General features: G+C 62.2%; 24 protein-coding genes. 10 read left to right on the top strand and 14 right to left on the bottom strand.

The genetic code is table 11. The annotated features are described in order from the left end of the window. Window positions 1–205: 205 nt before the first annotated feature. On the bottom strand, window positions 206–1,078 hold the full coding sequence (gene dapA / locus OO25_RS16300) for a 4-hydroxy-tetrahydrodipicolinate synthase (RefSeq protein ID WP_014881062.1): 873 nt from the start codon (window positions 1,076–1,078) through the stop codon (window positions 206–208). A 141-nt stretch (window positions 1,079–1,219) separates the two neighbouring features. On the opposite strand from dapA, the gene OO25_RS16295 reads away from it, so the two are divergent. Beyond that, entirely contained in the window at window positions 1,220–3,178 is a 1,959-nt protein-coding gene (locus tag OO25_RS16295; RefSeq protein ID WP_040181190.1) for a lytic transglycosylase domain-containing protein, read from the top strand. Here the strand turns inward: OO25_RS16295 and OO25_RS16290 are convergent. After that, window positions 3,152–4,078, bottom strand: coding sequence for a DMT family transporter (locus tag OO25_RS16290; protein WP_040181189.1), 927 nt, complete (start codon window positions 4,076–4,078; stop codon window positions 3,152–3,154). The genes OO25_RS16295 and OO25_RS16290 overlap by 27 nt on opposite strands. Then, window positions 4,075–4,773 (bottom strand): tRNA (5-methylaminomethyl-2-thiouridine)(34)-methyltransferase MnmD, encoded by a 699-nt coding sequence (gene mnmD / locus OO25_RS16285; protein ID WP_040181187.1) that lies wholly within the window; start codon window positions 4,771–4,773, stop codon window positions 4,075–4,077. The genes OO25_RS16290 and mnmD overlap by 4 nt, the downstream gene beginning before the upstream one ends. Window positions 4,774–4,831: 58 nt before the next feature. On the opposite strand from mnmD, the gene OO25_RS16280 reads away from it, so the two are divergent. Continuing rightward, complete coding sequence (locus OO25_RS16280; protein WP_040181185.1) at window positions 4,832–5,899, top strand: FAD-binding oxidoreductase; 1,068 nt, start codon at window positions 4,832–4,834, stop codon at window positions 5,897–5,899. A gap of 23 nt (window positions 5,900–5,922) precedes the next feature. Continuing rightward, entirely contained in the window at window positions 5,923–6,339 is a 417-nt protein-coding gene (locus OO25_RS16275) for a VOC family protein (RefSeq protein ID WP_040181183.1), read from the top strand. Between the two features lie 75 nt (window positions 6,340–6,414). Here the strand turns inward: OO25_RS16275 and OO25_RS16270 are convergent, their stop codons facing one another. The 3 genes from OO25_RS16270 to OO25_RS16260 all read right to left on the bottom strand — a co-directional run bounded on the left by OO25_RS16270 (window position 6,415) and on the right by OO25_RS16260 (window position 8,659). Continuing rightward, window positions 6,415–6,957: an NADPH-dependent FMN reductase gene (locus tag OO25_RS16270; protein WP_040181181.1), complete on the bottom strand. Its 543-nt coding sequence runs from the start codon at window positions 6,955–6,957 to the stop codon at window positions 6,415–6,417. A gap of 209 nt (window positions 6,958–7,166) precedes the next feature. Then, window positions 7,167–7,826 carry an OmpA family protein gene (locus OO25_RS16265; protein ID WP_040174384.1) on the bottom strand — a complete coding sequence of 220 codons (660 nt, stop codon included), beginning with the start codon at window positions 7,824–7,826 and terminating at the stop codon, window positions 7,167–7,169. A gap of 125 nt (window positions 7,827–7,951) precedes the next feature. Further along, window positions 7,952–8,659, bottom strand: a complete 708-nt coding sequence (locus OO25_RS16260) for a YafY family protein (protein ID WP_040181179.1) — start codon at window positions 8,657–8,659, stop codon at window positions 7,952–7,954. A gap of 103 nt (window positions 8,660–8,762) precedes the next feature. Between OO25_RS16260 and OO25_RS16255 the strand changes: the two genes are divergently transcribed. Further along, window positions 8,763–9,047, top strand: coding sequence for a hypothetical protein (locus OO25_RS16255; protein ID WP_040181177.1), 285 nt, complete (start codon window positions 8,763–8,765; stop codon window positions 9,045–9,047). Here the strand turns inward: OO25_RS16255 and OO25_RS16250 are convergent. Continuing rightward, on the bottom strand, window positions 9,002–9,859 hold the full coding sequence (locus OO25_RS16250) for a methylated-DNA--[protein]-cysteine S-methyltransferase (RefSeq protein ID WP_040181175.1): 858 nt from the start codon (window positions 9,857–9,859) through the stop codon (window positions 9,002–9,004). The two genes, OO25_RS16255 and OO25_RS16250, sit on opposite strands and share 46 nt — an antisense overlap. Before the next feature lie 177 nt (window positions 9,860–10,036). Between OO25_RS16250 and nth the strand changes: the two genes are divergently transcribed. Together nth and OO25_RS16240 are read left to right on the top strand one after the other, a co-directional pair. Beyond that, window positions 10,037–10,681, top strand: a complete 645-nt coding sequence (gene nth, locus OO25_RS16245) for an endonuclease III (protein WP_024096028.1) — start codon at window positions 10,037–10,039, stop codon at window positions 10,679–10,681. Beyond that, window positions 10,678–11,667 carry an adenosine kinase gene (locus OO25_RS16240; RefSeq protein ID WP_040174395.1) on the top strand — a complete coding sequence of 330 codons (990 nt, stop codon included), beginning with the start codon at window positions 10,678–10,680 and terminating at the stop codon, window positions 11,665–11,667. Before nth ends, OO25_RS16240 begins: the two co-directional genes overlap by 4 nt. Window positions 11,668–11,776: 109 nt before the next feature. Here OO25_RS16240 and OO25_RS16235 read toward each other — a convergent pair whose 3' ends face one another. After that, window positions 11,777–12,265, bottom strand: a complete 489-nt coding sequence (locus OO25_RS16235; RefSeq protein ID WP_040181242.1) for a MarR family winged helix-turn-helix transcriptional regulator — start codon at window positions 12,263–12,265, stop codon at window positions 11,777–11,779. Between the two features lie 81 nt (window positions 12,266–12,346). Here OO25_RS16235 and OO25_RS16230 point away from each other — a divergent pair, with 81 nt between their 5' ends. Continuing rightward, on the top strand, window positions 12,347–13,216 hold the full coding sequence (locus OO25_RS16230) for an EamA family transporter (RefSeq protein WP_040181174.1): 870 nt from the start codon (window positions 12,347–12,349) through the stop codon (window positions 13,214–13,216). 23 nt (window positions 13,217–13,239) lie between these two features. Here OO25_RS16230 and OO25_RS16225 read toward each other — a convergent pair whose 3' ends face one another. Then, entirely contained in the window at window positions 13,240–13,755 is a 516-nt protein-coding gene (locus OO25_RS16225; RefSeq protein ID WP_040181173.1) for a hypothetical protein, read from the bottom strand. Between the two features lie 39 nt (window positions 13,756–13,794). Further along, the gene (locus OO25_RS16220; RefSeq protein ID WP_040174398.1) at window positions 13,795–14,277 is read right to left on the bottom strand and encodes an RNA pyrophosphohydrolase; all 483 of its coding nucleotides are present in this window, start codon (window positions 14,275–14,277) and stop codon (window positions 13,795–13,797) included. A gap of 158 nt (window positions 14,278–14,435) precedes the next feature. On the opposite strand from OO25_RS16220, the gene OO25_RS16215 reads away from it, so the two are divergent. Next, window positions 14,436–16,463, top strand: coding sequence for an NADPH-dependent 2,4-dienoyl-CoA reductase (locus OO25_RS16215; protein WP_040181172.1), 2,028 nt, complete (start codon window positions 14,436–14,438; stop codon window positions 16,461–16,463). A gap of 151 nt (window positions 16,464–16,614) precedes the next feature. Further along, the gene (locus OO25_RS16210) at window positions 16,615–17,166 is read left to right on the top strand and encodes a type 1 glutamine amidotransferase domain-containing protein (protein ID WP_040174849.1); all 552 of its coding nucleotides are present in this window, start codon (window positions 16,615–16,617) and stop codon (window positions 17,164–17,166) included. Window positions 17,167–17,235: 69 nt separating this feature from the next. Here OO25_RS16210 and OO25_RS16205 read toward each other — a convergent pair whose 3' ends face one another. The 4 genes from OO25_RS16205 to OO25_RS16190 all read right to left on the bottom strand — a co-directional run bounded on the left by OO25_RS16205 (window position 17,236) and on the right by OO25_RS16190 (window position 18,861). Further along, window positions 17,236–17,634 carry a hypothetical protein gene (locus OO25_RS16205; RefSeq protein WP_242407058.1) on the bottom strand — a complete coding sequence of 133 codons (399 nt, stop codon included), beginning with the start codon at window positions 17,632–17,634 and terminating at the stop codon, window positions 17,236–17,238. Next, the gene (locus tag OO25_RS16200) at window positions 17,631–17,987 is read right to left on the bottom strand and encodes an antibiotic biosynthesis monooxygenase (RefSeq protein WP_040174402.1); all 357 of its coding nucleotides are present in this window, start codon (window positions 17,985–17,987) and stop codon (window positions 17,631–17,633) included. Before OO25_RS16200 ends, OO25_RS16205 begins: the two co-directional genes overlap by 4 nt. Beyond that, the gene (locus OO25_RS16195) at window positions 17,984–18,307 is read right to left on the bottom strand and encodes an NIPSNAP family protein (RefSeq protein ID WP_040181171.1); all 324 of its coding nucleotides are present in this window, start codon (window positions 18,305–18,307) and stop codon (window positions 17,984–17,986) included. The genes OO25_RS16200 and OO25_RS16195 overlap by 4 nt, the downstream gene beginning before the upstream one ends. 98 nt (window positions 18,308–18,405) lie before the next feature. Further along, window positions 18,406–18,861 carry a DUF4399 domain-containing protein gene (locus OO25_RS16190; protein WP_040181170.1) on the bottom strand — a complete coding sequence of 152 codons (456 nt, stop codon included), beginning with the start codon at window positions 18,859–18,861 and terminating at the stop codon, window positions 18,406–18,408. A 197-nt stretch (window positions 18,862–19,058) separates the two neighbouring features. Between OO25_RS16190 and OO25_RS16185 the strand changes: the two genes are divergently transcribed. Continuing rightward, entirely contained in the window at window positions 19,059–19,964 is a 906-nt protein-coding gene (locus OO25_RS16185; RefSeq protein WP_014875799.1) for a LysR family transcriptional regulator, read from the top strand. The last annotated feature ends 4 nt before the right edge of the window (window positions 19,965–19,968 follow it).

The following is a 19,968-nucleotide window of genomic DNA, read 5'->3' as shown; positions in this document are numbered from 1 at the left end:
CACCGGGGCAGTGACGCGCCCCGCAATTTCCAGCCATTCCCGGGATCTTCACCGGGGCGGCGCCGCCTTTCTATCTCAACTAGCTCCGGTCTTAGGGATGTGACCCTGAACCACCGGTTAGAGACTAATATGTCCAAAACGAAACAGACCGGAACGCAGCAGCGTCCCGGCCTGAGATGACGTGTCTATGATCGCTGTGCTGTGCTTACAGCAGACCTGCGTGCGCCATGGCGGCGTCGATTGCGGCCTTGGTGCTGTCTTCCAGACCGGTCAGCGGCAGGCGCACCTCCTCGCTGCACAGGCCCAATTTCGATAGGCCGTATTTCGCCCCCGCCAGACCCGGCTCGATGAAGATCGCCTCATGCAGCGGCATCAGCTTGTCCTGATACTCCAGCGCCAATGCGTAATCACCGGCCAGCGTCGCCGCCTGGAATTCGGCGCAGAGCTTCGGCGCGACATTGGCCGTCACCGAAATGCAGCCAACCCCACCATGAGCGTTGAAGCCCAGCGCGGTGGCATCCTCGCCAGACAGCTGGATGAAATCCGCGCCGCAAGAGGCGCGCTGCTGGGACACGCGGGCGATATCGCCGGTTGCATCTTTCACACCAATGATGCGCTCCAGCTTGGCCAGTTCGCCCATGGTGGCAGGGGTCATGTCGATGACCGAGCGACCGGGAATATTGTAGATCACAATCGGAATATCGGCGCAGTTATGAAGCTCGGTGAAATGCGCGATCAATCCGCGCTGGGTCGGCTTGTTGTAATAGGGCGTCACCACCAGCGCGGCATCGGCGCCAACCTCGGCGGCGAATTGCACGAACCGCTTGCCTTCAACCGTGTTATTGGATCCGGCCCCGGCAATCACCGGCACCCGGCCTGCCGCGATTTTCACCACTTCGGCAATGACGGTTTCATGCTCTTCATGGGTCAACGTTGGGCTTTCACCGGTGGTGCCCACCGGGACCAGCGCTGTAGAGCCCTGATCAATGTGCCACTCGACCAACCGTTTGAGCGTATCCAGATCCAGCTCGCCGTTGGAAAACGGGGTGACGAGGGCTGGCATAGAGCCTTTGAACATGGGCACGCTCCCTTTGCTGTTCGTGCGGGCGCAGAATTGCACCGGCTTGAGTGATGGACATGCCGGGGATTTGAGTTGATACCGGCAGGTCACGGATTATCGTCATTGGCTCTATCCCCGGAACGTTGGAAAATGCAAGAGATGACACGCATTCTGGCCCTTATTGCCCTCATTTCCGCCACTCTGAGCGGCACCGCTGCCATGGCCGTGGACCTTGGTCGCGCGCTGGAGCTGATGCGCTCGGAAAAATGGAGCGAAGCCGGGCGGAGTGCCGGCCATGAAGCCACCGTCGCCCGCGATGTGATCGAATGGCACCGGCTGCGCGCAGGCATGGGGTCGGCCGCCGATGTGATGGCGTTTCTGGCGCGGCGGTCGGACTGGCCAGGGCTGGCGCTGCTGCGGCGCAAGAATGAGCCGCAGATTGCCGAGGCCGGGCGCAAGACCATCCTTGCCTTCTACAAAGACACCCCTCCGCAGACGGCCGAAGGCGCGCTGAGCTATGGCCGCGCGCTGATCGCAGCCGGGCAGAAAGGCGAAGGCGAGGCAGAGCTGGTTCTGGCCTGGCGCACCATGCCCATGGGATCGGTCATTCAGGACGAATATCTGAAACGCCACGCCAAACTTCTGACCCCCCATCACGCAGCCCGGCTGGACCGGCTGCTGTGGGACGGTCATAAGGTCAGCGCACGGCGGATGTTGCCGCTGGTCAGCGCCGATCAGCGCAAACTGGCAGAGGCCCGACTGGCGTTACAGGAGGTGGAACCGGGTGTGGATGGCAAGATCGCCGCCGTCCCCGACGCGCTGAAGGATAACGCGGGCCTGGCTTATGACCGCTTTGCCTGGCGAGACCGCAAGCGGCGGCAGGAGGATGCCATCACGCTGATGATGGATCGAAGCACCACCGCCGAAAAACTGGGCGAGCCAGCCAAATGGCTGCGCCGTCGCCGCGATCTGGCACGGCAGGACATGCGCGACGGCAATCACGAACGCGCCTATCAGCTGGCCGCGCATCACTTCGCGCCGGAGGATGCAGGCTATGGCTACTCCGATTGCGAATGGCTGGCAGGCTATATCGCCCTGCGCAAGCTGAACGACCCGGAACTCGCTGCCTATCACTTTGAACGGTTCCTCGCCTCTGTCGAAAGCCCGATCTCAATCGGACGTGGCGGCTATTGGCTGGGTCAGGCCTATGGTGCCCATGGCGATATTGAGAAAGCCCATGCCGCCTATGCCAAGGCTGCCGACTATCAGACATCCTTCTACGGGTTGCTGGCGGCAGAGGTTCTGGGCCGTCCCTTTGATCCAGACCTCATCACCCCGCCGCAGCTGCCTGACTGGCGCGCGGCTGGGTTTTTGAACTCCACCGTGGCGGAAGCCGGGCTGTTGCTGTTGCAGGCAGGCGATCTGCCGCTGGCGGAGCGCTTCCTTACCCATCTGGTGGAGGGGCTCGGCCCGGTCGAGGCGCGCCAGCTGGGGGAGATGGCCGTCGCCATGGAAGAGCCGCATCTGGCGGTGATGATTGCAAAACGCGCCGCTCAAAAGGGCGTAGAGCTGGAGGCGGCTTATTTCCCGCTGCATCCTGTCGCGCAGAGGGATTTACCGATGGCACGCGAAATGACCCTCGCCATTGCCCGGCGAGAAAGCGAATTCGACCCCATCGTGATCAGCCATGCGGGCGCGCGGGGGCTGATGCAGGTGATGCCCGCCACCGCCAAGCTGGTCGCCTCAAACATGGGTATTCAGGCCAATCACACTACCACGCGGCTGATCTCCGACTGGTCCTATAACGCCCTTCTGGGCAGCAACTACCTTGCCGATCTGGCGGGTGATTTTAACGGCAATGTGGTGATGATGGCGGCAGGTTATAACGCAGGCCCGCATCGCCCAAAGGCCTGGATGGAACGCTATGGCGATCCGCGTGACGGCACGCCGGGGATTGTCGACTGGATTGAACACATCCCCTTCAACGAGACGCGCAACTATGTGATGCGCGTCACCGAGAGCCTGCCTGTCTACCGCGCGCGCCTTGGCAAGACGCCGCTGCCGGTGCCCTTCTCGCAGGAGCTCGCTGGCTCAACCCTTGACGCGTTCGCGCCATAGGGTGAACAGGCCGGCCGCCACGATGATGGACGCACCGATGGCGACATTGGTGCGGATCACCTCGCCGAAAACAATCACCCCAAGCGCCGCGGCCCAGATCAGGTGGAAATAGGCAAAGGGCTGCACTGCGCTGGCCTCGGCCATCTCGTAGCATTTGATCAGCAGCCAATGCCCGATCACCCCGGTGACGCACAGGATCGCCATCCACATCCAGTCGCCCTGGCTCATCGGCTCCCAATGCCACATCCCCACAAGGGTCATCGCCACCATGCCCGCAACACCGGTCCAGAAGAAACTGGTCGCCGTGCTGTCACGCCGCGCCGCATAGCGGGTGATCAGACCATAAAGCGCAAACATCAGCGCCGAGATGAACGGGATAATCGCCAGCGGATCAAAGACGCCGATACCGGGTTGCAGGATGATCAGCACGCCAATCAACCCCACCGAAATCGCCGCCCACCGCCGCCATCCCACCTGCTCCCCCAGCACCGGCCCGCTCAGGGCCGCCACCAAGAGCGGGTAGCAGATGAAGACCGCGACGCTTTCGACCAGTCCCAGCACGGTAAAGGCATAGACGGCAACGCAGATTTCCGCCACAAGCAGCACCCCACGAAAGATCTGCAACCCCAGTTGATCGGTGCGGGCTGTGGCACGAATACCCCCCGGCGCGCGCGCCGCAAGCGCGATCACAAACAGCGCAAAGAACCAGTAACGCACCATGATCACCATGAAGGTGTTGTACTGTCCCGCCAAATGCCGCGAGATGCCATCCTGCATGGCAAAGACCACCGTTGCAGCAATCATCAAAAGCACACCGGCGGTGACGTTGTTCTTCTGGGTGATCGGCGTGATCCGGGGCGCATGAGGCTCCAGGATCTTCGCATCGGGGCGCATGGTCATCGCAATTGTGCCTTTGTCATATGCCGCTTGCGCCCGAAACCGGGCGTGCGGGAAACCTCAAATCCGGCGGCCTCCAACCCACGGCGGACAAATCCTGCCGCCGTATAGGTCGCCGCGCTGCCGCCGGTCGCGGTGTGGCGGGCGACCTCGCCCAGCAGGTCCTCCTGCCACAGCTCCGGGTTCTTGGCCGGTGAAAACCCATCCAGAAACCAGGCATCCGCCTTGCCTGTCCAGTCCAGCAGCGACACGCGGGCGTCGCCGGTGATGACATTGACGCGCAAATTGCCCAGATCGCACGCCCCTGCGCCCTCCCAGACCGCAAGAAACCGTTCGGCCCAGGGCGCCACCTCGGGAAAGGCCTCCAGCGCGCGGGCCATATCCTCCACCGCCATTGGGAAGGCCTCGAAACTGGTGAAACGCAGCACCGATGGTGCGGCGCAGCCCTCCTGCGCCGTCTCCCAGGCGCGCCAGGCCGCCAGCAGGTTCAGACCGGTGCCAAAGCCCAGTTCGGCAATGTGGAAATCGGTCCCCGCCTCTGCGGCGCTGGCAAAGCGGGTGGCCAGATCATTGCCTCCCAGAAACACATGCTCCGTCTCGGCCAGCCCATCGTGGATGGAGAAATAGGGGTCGTCGAACTGATCGGATACCGGAATGCTGCCATCCCGCCAGCTGAGCCGCGCCTGCTGGTCTGCCATGCTATTATCCCCTAAGTGATGCGGTGGAACGGCGCGACACTGGCGAAAGGGTGCGAAAATGGCAATGGCAGATATCACCGTCCGGGGCGCCGGGATCTTTGGGCTGTCCATCGCCTGGACCTGTGCGCGACGCGGCGCATCGGTGCAGGTGATTGATCCCTTTGGGGCGGGCGCCGGCTCCAGCGGCGGGCTGGTCGGCGCGCTGGCCCCGCATGTGCCGGAGAACTGGAACCCAAAGAAGCAGTACCAGTTGGAAAGCCTGCTGATGGCCAACGCGTTCTGGGCCGAGGTTGAGGCCACCGGCGGGGTCTCTCCCGGTTATGGTCGCACCGGACGGCTGCAACCGATCCAGGATCAGCGCACGTTGGATCTGGCCCGCGCCCGAGAAGTGACTGCGCAGACCTACTGGAAGGGCGAGGCCGAATGGCGCGTTTGCCCGGTCTCTGAGATGGGGCCATGGGTGCCGCCCAGCGCCACGGGCTATGTGATCCACGACACGCTCAGCGCGCGAATGCATCCCCGCCGCGCCTGTGCTGCGCTGGTGGCAGGGCTGGCGGTCATGGGGATCACCGTGCAGGCAGAGGCGCCCGATCAGGGGCTGGTGGTCCATGCCAAGGGCTATGCCGGATTGCTGGAGCTGAACCGGATGCTGGCAGGTCCCGACGGCCGGGCGGCAGGCAAGATAGTGGGCAATGGGGTGAAGGGTCAGGCCGCACTCCTGCGCTTTGCCGAAGGCCCGGAGGTGCCACAGCTTTATGCCGATGGGCTGCACATCATTCCCCATGCGGATGGCACATTGGCCATAGGCTCTACCAGCGAGCGGGAGTTTGAAGATCCCGCCAGCACCGATGCGCAGCTTGACGAGGTGATCGACCGGGCGCGGGCTGCGCTGCCGGTGCTGCACGGGGCTGAGGTGATCGAACGTTGGGCCGGGGTGCGGCCCCGTGCCCGCTCCCGCGCGCCGATGCTGGGTGGCTGGCCGGGTCGGCGCGGTCATTTCATCGCCAACGGTGGTTTCAAGATCGGCTTTGGCATGGCGCCCAAGATGGCCGAGACCATGGCCGATCTTCTGCTGGACGGGCGGGATGATATCCCCGAAGGTTTCCGGGTTGAGGATAACTTCTGAATGACTGGCCAAGGGGCAGAGAGATGATCGCCTATATCACCATCGGCACCAATGACATGACCCGCGCCCGGGCGTTCTACACCGCGTTCCTGCCGGCACTTGGCTATGATTTCAGCCAAGGGTCCGACGGCCTCAGCTTTGCCCTGCCGGTGGCGGAGGGAGAGGTTCCGACCGCGCCGGATGTCTATGTCAAACATCCGTTTGACGGCGCGCCCGCTGCGGCGGGCAATGGGGTAATGGTGGCCTTTCAGGCCGACACGCAGGCGCAGGTGCGCGCCCTGCATGCCGCTGCAGTGGCGGCAGGGGGAACGGATGAGGGCGCGCCGGGGTTTCGCGCGGCTTATAGTGCAGGGTTCTACGTGGGATATCTGCGCGACCCGCAGGGCAATAAGATTGCACTTTTCTCCAGTAACCCGGATGAGCCGAGCCGCGACGGCTAGCCCGACACCTCGCATCAGGCAGCAAATAACCCGGAGCGATCAGCTCGCACCGGGTCTGCTGGATCTTCGTCTGACTTAGCGCGCGATTTCGGCCCGCAGCGCAGTCATCAGTGCCTCAAGCGTTTCGGTGTAGAGATCACTCAGCAGTCGGCCGCCTTCGTCGAACTCAGAATAAGAGGCCGCCAGATGCACCTGCGGCGCGGTCAGGACACGGGGCTGGAAGGGCACCAAGAATGTGCGCAGCAGCATCTGGGATTTCTCGCCGCCGGCGCGACCCGCAGCGGCGGACATGATGGCGACGGGTTTGTTTTGCCAAGGTTTATTGCTGGTGCGGCTGACCCAATCGAGAGCGTTTTTCAACACACCTGACGGCGCGCCATTGTATTCCGGGGTGGAGATAATCACCGCATCCGCCGCCCCGATCTGATCGGCAAGTGTTTGAACCGCAGCGGGAATGCCATTCGCCTGTTCGTCATCGCCGTCATAGAGTGGCAGGTTGAGATCGGCCTCGCTCACCTCGGCGGGCCCAAACAGGCGCACCGCTTCGGCGAGCAGTTTGCGATTGGTGGCCCCAGCGCGCAGCGAGCCGGAGATGGTGAGAATTTTAGGGTCGGACATGGAAGGAGGCCTCTTTCGGTTGGCAATGTTTGTCTGGCCCCAACCTATTCCGCTTCAGCCGCAAGAAAAGCCCAAACCCTGCGCAACCGATGTGCATAAGTTCACAATGCGCACATACCAGCGTCAAAACTGCACATTTTTGCACAAAAAAGACCGCACCCTTCAGCGCGGTCTTTCTGAGTGTCGCGGCTATTTCGCCGATCTGGGGATCAGGCGCCCTGTGGGATCACCACGATTTCGACGCGGCGGTTGCGGGCCTTGCCCTCGGCAGTGAGGTTGGAGGCCACCGGCTGGCTCTCACCGCGGCCAATGATCTGCACGCGGTTGTAGGGCACACCGCCGGCCTGGATCTGATCGGCGACCGCATTGGCGCGGCGCTCGGACAGGCCTTGGTTATAGCCCGCGTCGCCATCACTGTCGGTGTGACCGATCACCTGCACCTGGCTGTTGGGGTAGCGCACCAGGCTACTGGCCACCTTGTTCAGGTCGGAGCGCACCGCAGGCGAAATCGCCGCGCTGTCGGTGGCGAAGGTCAAATCATTGGGCAGCGACACGATCAGGCGGTCGCCAGTGTTGACGATGGAAATGCCGTCGTTGGAAATTGACTGGCGCAGCTCCCGTTCCTGTGCGTCTAGCTGGTTGCCAATCACGCTGCCGGCCGCAGCCCCGACCAGCGCACCGGTGACAGCGCCCAGACCCCGGTCGGAATCATTGGTCGCTGCGCCAACGCCCGCCCCGATCAGGCCGCCAATCAACGCGCCGTTCTGGGTTTTGCTGCCAGGGGTTCCGATGGTTGCGGGATCGGTACAGGCGGTCAGGCCAAGGCCAGCGGCCACAATGGCGGCGGTGGTAAGTTTCATCTGCATCATCAAAATCTGCCTTTTGCTTGCTCAATCCGGGCAGCGCCCGTGCATCCGGTAGAATATCGTGCTGCGGCGCTGCCATCACAAGGTAACGCCCTTTTGCCTCGGCGAAAACCTGCCCAATTTCCGCTTTAGATTGAAGGGACCTGGTCCTCGTCGCCGCTGACACCGCCCTCCTGTTCCATCCAGAGTTTGCGCAGCAGATCTGCCTCGCCGACGAAGCTGTCCTCCAGCAGATCGGCGCAGAGCATCCGATCGGTGCGAAAGTGACGAAAGCCGCCCCGCAACTCGCACCAGGCGGCCAATAAAGTGGTTTCGACATTGTAGATCAGCGCCAGCGGGCGCAGGATCCGCTGGGTCTCACCACTGTCCGGACCAAGATAGGTGAGCCGCAGTTTGCGGCTTTCGCGGACGGCCTGACGCAGCAGCCCCTTGGAGACGCAGCCAAGTTCGGGATCATCTGGCGGGGCGCCCCCCCAGGGGGCCACTTGCAGCCGATCCCCCGGTGAGCGGCATTCCATCACTTTGCGGCAGACCCTTATGGCGGCCTCCTGCAGGGCGCCATCCCCGGTGCGGATCAGCATCGACAGACCCACATAAAGCGCCTCCAGCTCTTCATCGTCAAAGTTGAGCGGCGGCAGGTCATAGCCTTTGCGCAACATATAGCCGATGCCTGCCTCCCCCTCGATCGGGGTGCGCATCCCTTGGAGTGCGGCGATATCGCGGTAGACGGTCCGCTTGGAGACCTCAAGCTGCTCCGCCAGATCCTCCGCCCGGATCGGGGAACTGGCGGCGCGCAGGATCTGGATGACTTCGAACAGGCGACCGGTGCGTTCCATGGTTCTTCTCCACTGACAGGCTGCTGACATCTTAGCACGCCCCGCTGACAAAGCGTGTCAGCAGCGTTGTGGTTTTCTCGTTTCAGACAGAAGGAGAGACACCATGTTGACCTATGACTGGATTGTTCTGATCACGCTGGGCAAGGACAAATGGGAGGCACAGCGCCGGTTTCCCAAATCTTACGAATTGGAGCAAGACGCCGCACAGATTCGGGGTGCGGCTGAGGAAGCCGCCAAAGCCGCAGCGCGCGCGGAGGCAGAACCGATGTCGACCGCCAAACGCCCCGGACTGCTGCGGCGCCTGTTTGCGCGGCGCGCGGATCAGGGCGCGGCGGGTGCGGATCAGGCCGCGCCGTCCTGCTGCCCCTCATCGCGCGCCGCCTCATAGGCCAGCATCGCGCGTTTGACCGGCAGACCCCAGTGATAGCCACCAAGGGCGCCGGATTTGCGCAGCGCACGGTGGCAGGGAATCAGCCAGCTGACCGGGTTGCGCCCCACCGCCGTGCCGACGGCGCGCACCGCACGGGGCGCGCCGATGGCGTGGGCAATCTCGGAATAGGTGGTGACCTGCCCCGAGGGGATGCGCAACAGCGCCTCCCAGACCTTGATCTGCAAGGGCGCGCCGATCATATGCAGCGCGGCCTCGCCCCGCTGATCAAAAATCGCCTCCACCATCGCGCGCAGGGCCATCGGATCCTCGACAAAATCGGCATCGGGCCAGCGGCTGCGCATATCGGCCATGGTCGGCTCCGCCCCGGTTTCTGCGGCAAAGCCCATACCACAGATCCCCTTCTCCGTGCCCATCACCAGGACCAGTCCAAACGGGCTGTCAAACCAGCCCCAGAGGATGCGCAGACCGGCCCCCTTGCGGGCATATTCACCGGGGCTCATCGCCTCCCAGCGCAGGAACAGATCATGCAGACGGCCACTGCCGGAAAGACCAACCGCATGGGCCGCCTCCAGCGTGGTGAAATGCTCCTGCAACAGGGCCTTGGCGTGGCCAAGGCGCAGATACTGCTGGTAGCGCTTGGGGGAGACGCCGACCCAGGCCGAGAACAGGCGTTGAAAATGCGCCGGGCTCATATCCATGGCGGCGGCCAGTTCGGCCAGGGTCAAAGCCTCGCCGCCCTCGTCAATCAGCTCAATCGCGCGGCGCATGACGCCGTAGTGATAGCTCTGTTCGCGAGCCTGCATGTTCATGGGGACCCCTCCCGACCTGTGTTGCTGCCCCTCAGTATAGGGTCACACCCCGGCTGCGCGACCCGGATCTTGCGCGAACAGCGGACTATGGGTCAGCAACCACAGGGGAACGCTTCGCTCACCTAGCGCGGCTTTTCTGTTTGCGCCGACGGGACCTGCGCGGCATTAAGGACCGCGATGGCAAAGCAACTCGATTATCACACCCTGCGTGAGATCTTCACGCGGTTTCAGGCAGCGGATCCAGAACCCAAAGGGGAGCTGGAGCATGTCAACGTCTACACCTTGGTGGTGGCGGTGGCGCTGTCGGCACAGGCTACGGATGCCGGCGTCAACAAGGCAACCCGCGCGCTGTTTCAGATCGCAGATACCCCGCAGAAAATGCTGGATCTGGGTGAAGAGGGGCTGACCGAACATATCAAGACCATTGGCCTATACCGTCAGAAGGCCAAGAACGTGATCAAGATGTCGCGCATTCTGGTCGAGGATTACGGCGGCGTGGTACCCAATTCCCGCGCTGCTTTGCAATCGCTGCCCGGCGTCGGGCGCAAGACGGCAAATGTGGTTCTGAACATGTGGTGGCGCCAGCCCGCACAGGCGGTGGACACCCATATCTTTCGCGTTGGCAACCGGGCGGGCATTGCGCCGGGCAAGGATGTCGATGCAGTCGAACGCGCCATCGAAGACAATATTCCGGCAGATTTTCAGCTCCATGCCCATCATTGGCTGATCCTGCACGGACGCTACCATTGCAAAGCTCGCAAACCGATGTGCCCCACCTGCATCATACGCGATCTCTGCCAGTTTGAGGATAAAACTCTATGAAAACCTACCAGCTCGTCGGGATCGGCAATGCCGTTGTGGACGTGATCAGCCAATGCGACGACAGCTTTCTGGAGCATATGGGCATTGAAAAGGGCATCATGCAGCTGATCGAACGCGATCGCGGCGAGGTGCTTTATGCAGCGATGCAGGAACGGGTACAGACGCCCGGCGGCTCGGTTGCGAACACCATTGCAGGGGCTGGTGCCCTCGGGCTTGAGGCGGCGTTTATCGGCCGGGTCCATGATGACGCGCTGGGGCGGTTTTACGCGCAGGCGATGGCCGATGATGGCGTCGATTTTGTGAACCCGCCGGTTGAGGGCGGTGAGCTGCCCACCTCGCGCTCGATGATCTTTGTCTCCGGCGATGGTGAGCGGTCGATGAACACCTATCTGGGCATCTCCTCCGAGCTGTCGTCTTCGGATGTGCCGGACGTGGTGTCGGGCAAGGCCCAGCTGATGTTCCTGGAGGGCTATCTGTTCGACAAGGACAAGGGCAAGACCGCCTTCATGGAGGCGGCGCGGGACTGTCGCGAGGGTGGCGGCAAATGCGGCATCGCGATTTCCGATCCCTTCTGTGTGGAACGCCACCGTGCCGATTTCCTGTCGCTGATCGAAAACGATCTGGATTTCGTGATCGGCAATGAGGCCGAGATCAAATCCCTGTTTGAAACCGACGATCTGGAAGAGGCGCTGGCCAAGACCGCTGCCATCTGCCCGCTGGTGGTCTGCACCCGCTCCGGCGATGGGGTCACCGTGGTTGAGGGCGACACGCGCGTCTCAGTCCCGGTCGAACGGGTGGTGCCGGTGGATGCCACGGGGGCTGGCGATCAGTTTGCAGCCGGGTTCCTGTTTGGCATGGCCAAGGGGCTGGATATCGAGACCTGCGCCAAGATCGGCAATGTCTGTGCGGCTGAGGTGATCAGCCATATCGGCCCCCGCCCCAAAGCGGTGATGAGCCAGGTGCTGCGCCGCGAAGGGCTGATCTGAGCCGGGAACTCTCCCGCAGACCTGATAGCAAGGCCGCCCCGGAGTGATCGGGGGCGGCTTTTTTCATCGGGCACAACCTTGGCTGTCCCCGTTCGTGGGCTGACCGGGATCAGGCGTTGTCGGCGGAGGTCAGCGCCTTTGACAGCAGCTCGGTCAAAACCTTCTGCTCTTCCGCACCAAGACCATCAAGCAGGCGCGCCTGTGTGGCGACATGCGCCTCTACCACCTCATTGATCAGGCGCAGCCCCTCCGGGGTCAGCTCAATCAGAAAACCGCGACTGTCCTCGGGGTTGACGCTGCGCGCGACCAGCCCGGCATCCACCAGCCGGTCAATGCGGTTGGTCATGGTGCCCGAGGCCACCATGGTGGCCTGCAACAGATCCCCCGGCGACAGGCGATACGGTGCCCCGGCGCGACGCAGTGTGGCCAGCACATCGAATTTGGCGCCGTTCAGATCATAACGCGCCCAGGTTTTCTGCATTTCCTTTTGATAGGCCTGCGCCAATCGTCCAACCCGCCCGATCACGGCCATCGCCGATACATCAAGGTCGGGACGTTCCCGCTCCCATTGCTGGGTCACAAAATCTACATGGTCCATGGCTCGTGTTTTATCGGATGATATCTTGACGTCAAGAAAAACCATTCTATCTTGATGTCGAGAAATCAAAAGGAGCCTGCCATGCAGAGCCGCGATCTGATCCTTACTGCGCTGGCGCCCGTGATCTGGGGCAGCAGCTATATTGTCACCACCAGCCTGCTGCCGGGCCAGTCGCCGCTGCTGGTCGCCCTGTTGCGGGCCCTGCCTGCGGGGCTTTTGCTGATGCTGATGGTGCGGCAATTGCCGCCACTGAACTGGGTGCCACGGCTCTTGGTGCTGGGGGCGCTGAACTTCTCGATCTTCTGGAGCCTGCTGTTTGTCGCCGCCTACCGACTGCCCGGCGGGGTGGCCGCGACGCTGGGCGCTGTGCAGCCGCTGGTGGTGGTGTTTCTGTCGGCTTTGATGCTGAAGACACCGGTGCGGATGGCGGCGGTTCTGGCGGCGGGCCTGAGCATCCTTGGCGTGGCGCTGCTGGTTCTGACGCCGAGTGCAGAGCTGGACGGGATCGGTGTTTTTGCGGGGCTCGCCGGGGCCATTGCGATGGCGGCTGGCATGGTGCTGAGCCGCAAGTGGCAGCCGCCTGTGTCGCTGCTGACCTTCACCGCGTGGCAGTTGACGGCGGGCGGGCTGTTGCTGATCCCGGTCACCCTGTGGTCCCTGCCCGCCGTGCCGCAGCTGAGCGGCGAGAACTTGCTTGGGCTGGCCTATATGAGCCTGATTGGCGGCGCTGCGACCTATGTCCTGTGGTTTCGTGGCATTGCCCGGCTGGAACCATCGGTGGTGTCGCTTCTGGGGGTGCTCAGCCCGCTGTCAGCGGTGATCCTGGGCTGGGTAATCCTTGGCGAGGTGCTGACGGCAAAACAGGCCATTGGCGCGGGCCTTGCGCTGTTCAGCCTGTGGCTGGGGCAAAGCGGTTTGCGCTGGCGCAGACGGCGGGTGGCCGGCGCCTAGCCCGCCACCAAACTGGCTGCGGGTTAGCGTTCGGACCAGGGGGTGCAGGATGTGCCCGCGTGGCAGGCCAGCACCTCATCTCGGGCGGCACCATCGGTGCCCCCGAAGCCAAAGCCGCCACAGGGATCCATCCGCAGGACATAGCCATCCGCGCGCTCTTCCAGAAACGCCAGATAGTTCACGCCATCTGCTGCGCCAGCACACCACGGCCCAAAGCAGAGGATTTCCAATGTGATGCCCAGATCAACGTCTTTTGAAAACCCCTGCGCCGTCATCAGCTTGCCCTCAATCTGCGCTGGAATCAGACTGCGCGGCGGCGCGTCATTGGGATTGTCCTGCGGGGCCTTGGGCAGCGCGCCCTCATCAAAACTCAGCACGCCATCGACAACGATATAGCTCTTGTCGGATTTCGCGGCCTCAAGATAGGCGTCCGACGGCCCCCAGGGCAGACAGCTGAGGGCGGATGCAGGTCCCGCCAAGGTCGCGATGAGTGCGACGGAGATGGCAGCTGGCGCGATAAGCGTGCGAAGAGGTGGCATCAGGCTGTCCTTTGTCAGACGCAAATTAGGTCCGAACCATCATAGATGGTCCTGAAACTCCTGAATAACCCGTTCGTAGACCTCGCGTTTGAATGGCACGATTTTGCTCACCAGCTGATCCACCGGTTGCCAGCACCAGGCGGAGAATTCCGGGTGATCAGTGGCGATATTGACCTGATCATCGCGCCCGAGAAAGCGCATCAGATACCATTTCTGCTCCTGCCCACGATATTTCCCGCCCCAGAACTGCGGCACCACATCGACGGGCAAATCATAGGGCAGCCAGCCGTCGCTTTCGGCGATAATCTCGATCAGATCAGGCGTGACGCCGGTCTCTTCCTCCAGCTCACGCAGGGCAGCGCGCCGGGGATCTTCGCCTGCGTCAATGCCGCCCTGTGGCATCTGCCAGGCGTCCTTGTGACGGTCCATGCGCTGCCCGACCCAAACCTCCCCCGCTGCATTCAGCAGCATCACACCCACATTGGGCCGATAGGGCAAGGCGGCGATTTCTTCGGGCGTCATCAAGGCTCTCCTCGGTTGGATGCCCCCTTGTGCACCCATGCCCCAGCGTCGTGCAAGAGGGTGACGCCGCGTCCGAAGTGACAATCCCTTTATGGCTGGGCCATTTTCGCGCAAACCCAGATATTAAGACGTATCAGAGAACTACCAGGGAGAGTGTCATGACTGCGTACCCGAAAATGTTGGCGCCGCTGGATCTCGGCTTTACCACGTTGAAAAACCGCGTGCTGATGGGATCCATGCACACCGGGCTTGAGGAAACCAAGGATTGGAACCGGGTGGCGGAGTTCTATGCGGACCGGGCACGCGGTGGCGTGGCGCTGATGGTGACAGGAGGCATTGGTCCCAACCTCGAAGGCTCGGTTCTGCCCGGGGCGGCGATGATGACCAGCGATCAGGATGTGGAAAACCACAGCATCGTCACCAATCGCGTGCATGAGGCCGGCGGCAAGATCGCCATGCAGATCCTGCATGCGGGGCGCTATTCCTACGGACCAAAATGTGTCGCGCCCAGCCCGGTGAAATCGCCTATTTCCCCCTTCCCGCCAAATGAGCTGGACGAAGACGGCATCGAGAAGCAGATCGCGGATATCGTCAACGCCGCCGTACTGGCGCAGCAGGCGGGGTATGATGGCGTTGAGATCATGGGCAGCGAGGGGTATTTCCTCAACCAGTTCCTGGTCACCCATACGAATAAGCGCGAAGACCGCTGGGGGGGCTCCTATGAGAACCGGATGCGCCTGCCGATTGAGGTGGTGCGCCGCACCCGCGAGGCGGTGGGAACGAATTTCATCATCATCTACCGCCTGTCGATGATTGATCTGGTGCCCAATGGCTCCACCTACGATGAGGTGGTTCAGCTGGCGCAAGAGGTCGAGAAAGCCGGGGCGACCATCCTCAACACCGGGATCGGCTGGCATGAGGCACGGATCCCGACAATTGCCACCTCGGTTCCCCGCGCGGCCTTTGCCTGGGTCACGAAGAAGCTGATGGGCAAGGTCGGCATTCCGGTGATTACCTCAAACCGGATCAACACGCCGGCGGTCGCCGAGCAGGTGCTGACCGACGGCTGCGCCGATATGGTGTCGATGGCGCGACCGATGCTGGCGGATGCGGATTTTGTGGCCAAGGCCGCCGAGGGCAAAGCCGATCAAATCGCGCCGTGTATTGCCTGCAATCAGGCCTGTCTCGACCACACATTTAGTGGCAAGCTGACCTCCTGCCTGGTGAACCCGCGCGCCTGTCACGAGACCGAGCTGGTGCTGACGCCTGCCGAAACGACCAAGACTGTTGCCATTGTCGGCGCGGGCCCGGCGGGGCTGTCGACCGCGCTGGCGGCGGCTGAGCGCGGCCACAAGGTGACGCTGTTTGACCGCGCAAGCGAGATTGGCGGTCAGTTGAATATGGCCAAACAAGTGCCGGGCAAGGAAGAGTTCTGGGGCTTGGTCGATTGGTACCGCACCATGCTGGCCGACAGCGACGTCACGCTGGAACTGAACCGCGAGGTGTCTGCGAGCGATCTCAAGGGGTTTGACGAGGTGGTGATTGCCACCGGCGTCGTGCCGCGTGATCCGCAGATTCCCGGTCAGGATCGTGACAATGTGGTCGATTACATCGACGTGCTGCGCCACAAGGCCGAGGTCGGCAAGCGAGTTGCAGTGATCGGCGCCGGTGGCATCGGCTTTGACGTGTCGGAATTCCTGCTGCACGCAGGCGACAGCGCAACCGAGAACCTGCCATTGTGGATGAAGGAATGGGGTGTTGCCGACCCCGCCGAGCACCGTGCCGGTCTGTCCCCCGAAGGCCCGCAGCCTGAGGCGCCGGCGCGCGAGGTGACTCTGTTGCAGCGCAAGGCGGAGCGTCACGGCAAACGGCTGGGCAAGACCACCGGCTGGATCCACCGCGCAACGCTGAAGATGAAGGACGTGAATTTCGTTCGCGGCGTGAACTATGAACGGATTGATGATGACGGGCTGCATGTCAGCTTTGGCGAGGCGCGCGAAAACCCGACCGTGATTGCGGCGGACACTGTGGTGCTGTGCTCGGGCCAGCTGTCGGAACGCTCCCTTGCCGACACGCTGGAGGCACAGGGCACCCCCTGCCATGTGATCGGCGGGGCAGATCTGGCCGCCGAGCTCGATGCCAAACGCGCCATCAATCAGGGCATACGGCTGGCCGCCAGCCTCTGACCCCTGCGAAATAGTGAAACGATGCCCTCCCCCTCCCCGTGCCTGCGGGGTGGGGGTTTCTGTCTGGAACCCTGCGCGCCCCCTTTGCGTTTTCTTCGTGAACGGCGCCGCCTTTGCGGTGTCATATGTTGACAACAGACAGGAGTTTCCCATGCCCCGTATCAGTGACGCCAAAATCCTGATGATTGCCACCGATGGTTTTGAACAGTCCGAACTGGAATTTCCCCGCGATCAGCTGCGAGTCAAAGGCGCCGAAGTCGCGGTTGCCAGTTTGGACGGCAAGCCGATCAAGGGCTGGGAGGGCGACGATTGGGGCCGCGAGGCCGAAGCCGATCTGGCGTTGGAGGCTGTGCGGGTTGAAGACTATGACGCGCTGGTTCTGCCCGGCGGCCAGATCAACCCGGATGTCTTGCGGATCAATGACGATGTGATCGAGCTGATCAACGGTTTCTACGATCAAGGCAAAGTCATCGCCGCGATCTGCCATGCGCCCTGGCTCCTGATCGAGGCTGGGGTCGTCAAGGGCCGTACCATGACGTCGTTCCAGTCTATCAAAACCGATATGATCAACGCCGGGGCCGATTGGCAGGACAGCGAAGTGGTGGCCGACGCAGGCATCGTGACCAGCCGTAACCCCGATGATCTGAAAGCCTTCGTCAGCAAGATTGTCGAGGAAATCGAAGAAGGCCAACACGCGCGCTGATCCGACGACAGATCAAGCGTCTACCTCTACAAAGGCCCCGGTACGGAACCGGGGTCTTTACCGTCTCGATCAGGGGCGGCGCAGACCACCACAGCTGAGGCAGTTCTTGTCGTCCGGCAAAGTGACCCGATCAACAAGTACGGTGATGGCATGATCCCCGGGGGCGGTGCCTCCGCGGCGCAGATCAATCTGGTGGATCCCGGTTGGCATATCCAACGTCAGACGGACTCCGCCCATCGGCAATGTCTCGGGACTGAAAGCAGCGCCATCAATATAGAGGTGATATGCGCCCTCTTCCGGCAGTTGGAGTTCAACTGTCACGGGAGAGGAGACGATGTCCCCGTCACGGGGCGACAGGATCGCCGCGCTGCCCTCTTGCGCTCCTGCCATGCCCACGAGTGAGGTGACGAGGACCATACCGATCACCGCATAGTCCCAGCGGCATAATTTGCGCAGCTGGTGTTTCACGTGGCAACAGGATCATGGACGGCGCGGGCATCGGCGGGGGCCTCATCACGGTTGGTCATACCATAGTCACGCAACACACCTGCCACCCGCAGACGGTAGTCGCTGAATACGGCCTCCCTGCCCTCCGTCTGCCCGGCGCGGTGGGCGCCGAGGCAGCGCCAGTTGGCGACCGCATCCTCGTTTTCCCAGAAGGAAAGCGACAGAAGTTTGCCCGGTGTGGTAAGGCTCTGGAACCGTTCGACCGAGATAAAGCCTTCAACCTCCTGCAGCAGGGGTTTCAGATCGGCAGCGATCTCCAGATAACGGTCCTTGGCCCCGTCCTTGATTTCAACCTCGAAGATAACGGCAATCATCCTGTAGATCCTTCCGGGTCAGAGACTTTTTTCAGCCAGGTGCGGTCCTCACGCAGGATAAAGCGGCGTTCCTGAGCGAAGGCATAGTTCTCGCGCCCCAGCGGATCCGCCGCCAGCCGCGCGCGGTAGGCTTCGTATCCGGCAAGGTTTGCCACATCATAGATGCCATAAGCCAGCGTTGATGAGCCTTCGTGCGGGGCATAATACCCGATCAGGTTGGCGCCGCAGCGCGGGATCGCCTGCCCCCAGTTGCGGGCATAGGTGGCGAAATCGTCCCGTTTGGTGGGGTCAATATGATAGCGGATGACACAGGTGAGCATCAGGGGCGTCCTTTCTTGGAAAATACGCCCCCGATCTAGCAGGCAGGATCTGGGGAATGCTTCGCCCTGCACCGAAGTGTCCCACCTACCTTACAGGCCTACTCGACCTTGATGGTGATCACTTCTGAGATGATGGGTGTCGAATGTGGGACGTGACCGTAGTCGCCCATCACCAGCTGCAGCGTATGCTCTCCCGGCGCCAGATCCAGCGTGGTTTCGGTCTGTCCGCCACCAAAATGAATGTGGTTTTCATCCGATGGCAGGCCGTAGGATAGTTCATCCGCACCGTCTTCGCCCTCCCCCAGTGGCGGGCGGTCGATCAGCAGGTGGTGATGGCCGGTGTTTTCTTTCTCAGTCCCGGCCGGTGCCACCCCCATGCCCCGCAGGCCAAAGACCACGGTTACCGGCGCAGACACCACCTCACCATCCTTGGGGGTCACGAAATAGACCTCTGCCCCCTCCGGCGCCGGGGTTTCGCCACCCGCAACGGCCGCAGAGACGGGCAAGGCGCAAGCCACCACAGCCGCCAGTGTGGATCTGATCATCGCATTCATAAGATGTCCTCCCATTGACATAACCTCTTTCAACATAGGGGAAGCGGGCGGGTTTTCGATCTTCCGTCGCGCGGGCAGGTGTTTCCAGCTGGTAAACTATGGGTGAATAACCTCGCAATTATCCCATCCCTGCCCCGTTCTTGCCCGATTTCACCGCGAAAAATAGGGGAACACGGATGGATAAGGACGCGAGTGCTATGGATCGACTGACCGAAATGGAGGCCTTTGCCAATGTGGTGGATCAGGGCGGATTCACCGATGCGGCCAAGAAGATGGGGATCTCCAAATCGGCGGTGTCCAAACATGTGTCCAGCCTTGAGGCCCGTCTTGGCGCGCGGCTGCTGAACCGGACCACGCGGCGGGTGTCCCCCACAGAAATCGGCCTCGCCTATTACGACCGGGCGCGCCGGGTGCTGAATGATGCCGGGGAGGCGGATGCGCTGGTGACCTCGATGCAATCTGCGCCTTCGGGACTGTTGCGGATCTCTGTTGCGACGGATTTTGGCGTCAACCACCTGTCGCCCGTGTTGTCGGATTTCCTGCGCGATTTCCCCGATATCACCGTCAATATGGTGCTGAACAACCGCTATGTGGAGCTGATCTCTGAAGGGTTCGACATGGCGCTGCGCATTGGTGAGCTGGAAGACAGCTCCCTGCGGGCGCGCAAGCTGACCGAGACCACCAAACGGATGATCGCCTCTCCTGCCTATCTGGAGAAATTCGGCCGCCCTCAGAAGATCGACGATCTGAACATGCACAAGCTGCTGCATTATTCCAACCAATCGAGTGGCAGCATGTGGAAGATCACTGCGCCGTCCGGCGAAAAGCGGCAGGTGCGAACCTCCGGCTGGCTGTCAGTGAATGACGGACAATCGTTGCTGAATGCGGCAATCTCCGGTCTGGGGATCGCCTATCTGCCGAGCTACCTTTATTCAGATGCCATGGCCGAAGGGCTGGTTGAGGACGTCATGCCCTCACTGCCGATGGAGACCCAAGGCATCTATGCGGTCTACCCTCCTGGCCGCTTCACCCAACCCAAGGTGCGGGCCTTTATCGACTTCCTCGCCAATGCCTTTGCCGACAAGGATGGCATCACCTGGTGAGGCG

The organism is Phaeobacter sp. S60, assembly GCF_000826845.1.
GTDB lineage: Bacteria > Pseudomonadota > Alphaproteobacteria > Rhodobacterales > Rhodobacteraceae > Phaeobacter > Phaeobacter piscinae.
The sequence above is the reverse complement of the archived record's forward strand: the minus strand, read 5'-3'. Positions and strand labels throughout refer to the sequence as shown.